The sequence below is a fragment of the Mesotoga infera genome, assembly GCA_011045915.1.
Taxonomy (GTDB): Bacteria; Thermotogota; Thermotogae; order Petrotogales; family Kosmotogaceae; genus Mesotoga; species Mesotoga infera_D.
The window spans coordinates 1-3,320 of sequence record DSBT01000002.1; the positions used below are offsets into that span (position 1 = coordinate 1).

3 protein-coding genes are annotated in these 3,320 nt (G+C 42.7%); all 3 read left to right on the forward strand.

Annotated features, from left to right (window positions below):
* The first annotated feature begins 470 nt into the window (after window positions 1–470).
* From ENN47_00040 to ENN47_00050, 3 genes are read left to right on the forward strand one after another with little or no spacing between them, the layout of a single operon-like run.
* Window positions 471–971, forward strand: coding sequence for a prepilin-type N-terminal cleavage/methylation domain-containing protein (locus ENN47_00040; GenBank protein HDP76579.1), 501 nt, complete (start codon window positions 471–473; stop codon window positions 969–971).
* Window positions 967–1,335, forward strand: coding sequence for a type II secretion system protein (locus ENN47_00045; GenBank protein HDP76580.1), 369 nt, complete (start codon window positions 967–969; stop codon window positions 1,333–1,335). Before ENN47_00040 ends, ENN47_00045 begins: the two co-directional genes overlap by 5 nt.
* Window positions 1,304–2,944 (forward strand): hypothetical protein, encoded by a 1,641-nt coding sequence (locus ENN47_00050; GenBank protein ID HDP76581.1) that lies wholly within the window; start codon window positions 1,304–1,306, stop codon window positions 2,942–2,944. The genes ENN47_00045 and ENN47_00050 overlap by 32 nt, the downstream gene beginning before the upstream one ends.
* Window positions 2,945–3,320 lie beyond the last annotated feature (376 nt).

Genomic DNA, 3,320 nt, shown 5'->3' on the forward strand with positions numbered 1-3,320 from the left:
AAAAGTCGTTTGTAATTCGATGAGCCAACTAACCTTCATTCTCTCCCTGTCGAGAAATCAATTTCATCGCGAGTCATCCACAAAGTTCATCAGGGAAAATGAGTTGAGAGCAAATCCCTCCCGATAGAGCTCGACAAAGGATGCCGACCTTCAAGAAAAGGAGCTCCCTTTAAAGGAGTAGTGGCATGTTCTTGCATCAACCTCACATGAGTAAAGCTTCTTTACCTTTTAAATCCGAGTGTCTGGTTTTGCTCAAGAACGTGGTCGATCTGGCATGGGTGTAAGTGTCGAGAGCTATTGTTCAAGATAATGTGATAAAATTGTTTCAGGTCGATGAGTTTAGACCTTTGTTATTGATTCTGTAGACAAGCGATACTTCAAAGATCCGTTGACTTTCTATTGAATATCATACGCTATCATGCTTGCTCTAAGAGAAATCTGGTTCTGCCGAAAAGGGAGGAATCAACTATTTGAGTCTCTTGATGTCAAGGCGAACGAAAACAAGAATGCATAAGGGTCTCACTATGGTTGAGATAATGGTTACTTTGCTTCTCACAACGATCATTATGGGGATTTTATACGTTGTGTTGGCTTCCACTTTCAGGATAAGTGGGCAAGTTCAAACGCAACTCGCAATTGATGAAGAAGTGATGAAACTGAATGGTGGTCTACAGACTATTATATCGAGGAATTGGACAGGCTTGAGTGTTACGGGTGATGCATCGAAAACCCTGTCCTTGCAATCCCGATTCGCTATTATTCCCGACTTCGTTGATGCAACAATAACTTATGAAGATGGGAAAGTCCTTTTTGTCTATTATGTAAATGAGACGCAGACTACAACTACTACTATTGCTCAACATTTGCAGGATTTCCGATTTGATCCAAGTGGTCAGTTTATCTATTATGTTGGAACATTTGTTATCGATAATTATTCAAGAGAAGTGAAAGGGGCAGTGAGGTTCTATTAGAACGAAGGGGTTTACGATTTCGGAGATTGTAATAGTGCTTGCAATAATCGCGCTACTGATTACATCTGGAGTGGCGCTGATTATCCAGTATAGAAGCCTTTCTTCAAGACTTGAAGTGGTTACGAATCTTCACTCGGCCAAAATCCTTGTTGAGGGACTTATTAGGAATAGCCTTGTACAGGAGAACATTGAAGGAGTCATTACGAAACTTTCGGAGTATCCAGGATTTGAAGACGTAGAAGCTGAACTGATAGATGCGACTGATACGATTAACGGAACGGTTTTTACTGTTAGGTTGTTAGACAGGAGAATTGCCCGAGAGGAGGAATTCTATGTATACAGATTCGACCCTTTCAAGAAGTAGGGGTCTGATACTCCCTGTTGCACTCATTCTTATGGCTTTTGCCACAACAATGATTTTGACTGCAGGAGTGATGTTACAGAGAACTTCAAGTAAGCTGAACAGTTACTCATTACTCTCAGATCTAAGGATCGCTTCAAATAACATCGTTGAGAGTGCAACAATGGTTCTCGCGGATAAGTGGAGTACAACTGGTCTATTCGTCTCGGCGTGGGCAGATTACGACAAGTTCCATTCATTTATCTCAACTAGGGGAGGGTATGAAGGTGCTCTCTGGGCGAAAGCAATAGAAGAGCTAGATGATGACAGTTGGTGGCTGATAAACAATGATTCTGATTTCAAAGCCATTCTTGACGATGATGCGTTTTCAGAATTTGAAAACAAGGGAGCAGTGATAAATCGCACTGGAAATAAATACTCGATCGTATCTTGGGTGGAGAAGGCTGGAGTAACAAGATACTCTTATGGCCTCGCAATGACAGAGTCTTTGGCTGGATTGGCTGCCTTGACTTTGGGGGAGCTTTCCAGAGTGTTCTACGAGGTTACTACTGTCGGGACTGATTCTGATGAACTGGCGAACGAATTTGGAGACCTTATCAACGGAGCAGCCACGATTTTCAGCCAGGTTTTCATTCATGGAAATGACGAAACACTCACTAAGATTTTCCCGTTTGGCCTGACGGCGGAGTCAGTTCACGCCTCTCCAACTGATGAAGACATTGAGTTTTCATCTTACACAGCAACTGATACTGCTAATAAGGAAGATTATTTCAAAGGACTTTACTCTGCCTTTGAGCAGTGGTTACAGACATTGACGATAGAAGCCACATACACTGCACCAGAAGTTAAGAAGTTCTCAGTTACGGTAGAAGATGAAGATCATCTGCTTGTCTTCGGCAGTCCTAATGGATCGTTCACAGAGGATTTCTCTGTTTCGTTCCCCGGTAATACGACAGATAACGAAGTAGTCGTTTCATATGAGTACGATAAGTCAAAATACGAGATTACGATCTCAGGAGATGAGGTGCCAATCAATCTGCTGTTTCATGGAAATGTTGCTGTAGTTGGTAATGCCCAGCAGAAGAACTACGTGAATGGAAGATACGATATCACTGCGTACGGAGATATTTTGCTTGAGACGAATCTGCTCTACGGGGACTTCAGCACTGAGATTGCTTCCGCCACAGGCAATCAAGGAGGTACACTAACAAATCCAATCGAGACTTGGACTAGTGTTAAGACGTTGCTTACGGAATTTGCTGATAGACCTGATGCGGATTATGTTGTGTTCAAAGCACTTGGTGGAGATATCATTAACTATCTTGATCAAGGGACTTCGACTCACGGAATCAGGGCCTTGGCCGGAGATTATTACGCACTAAAGGATTACGATACAGGTGACGGAGGATCATTTCTCTTTCCAGATGTTGCAACGCTTCAGAATATAAAAAAAGGTCAGTTCTACATATTTGGTTCGTTAACAGGTAACAGATTTGATCCTCTTGACCAGCTAAGGAATATCTACAATTTATTCGTTAGCTCTCCGCAAAACACTGATGGAGGACACAGCACGACTAGACGTCTCGTTTTAATGGGTCTTCGAGCCTGGTAACGGAATAACGATAGAGTAAGGTTCTTCGGTCTGGGGAAGAAGAGATTCTCTTCTTAGCTTCTAGTACTATAAGCCACAGTTAACCCCCAGAGGGCCCCCGCGACGTGCGGGGGCTTTTTTGCTGAACTCGCGTCTGGTACCTCGTAAGATGCCTTCGTTTCAATTGAATCAAGTGATCAGTTCAGACTTAACTGGAAGCATCGAAATAAGACTTCAGATAGAGTTGGGTTGATCTCTGAAGATGTTTGGCGCGATTTCTTGCCAAGGCGTCATCATAGCGGTCGATGGCTTTTGAATCGAGTATCGATAGCTGTATAATAGTTAATCAAAGAGGGGGAGTGTATGTTTCGAATGGACAATAGAATTGTTGAACTCG

Coding starts and splice junctions, on each gene's coding strand:
- ENN47_00050 (HDP76581.1), top strand. CDS start 1,304: ATGTATACAGATTCGACCCTTTCAAGAAGTAGGGGTCTGATACTCCCT.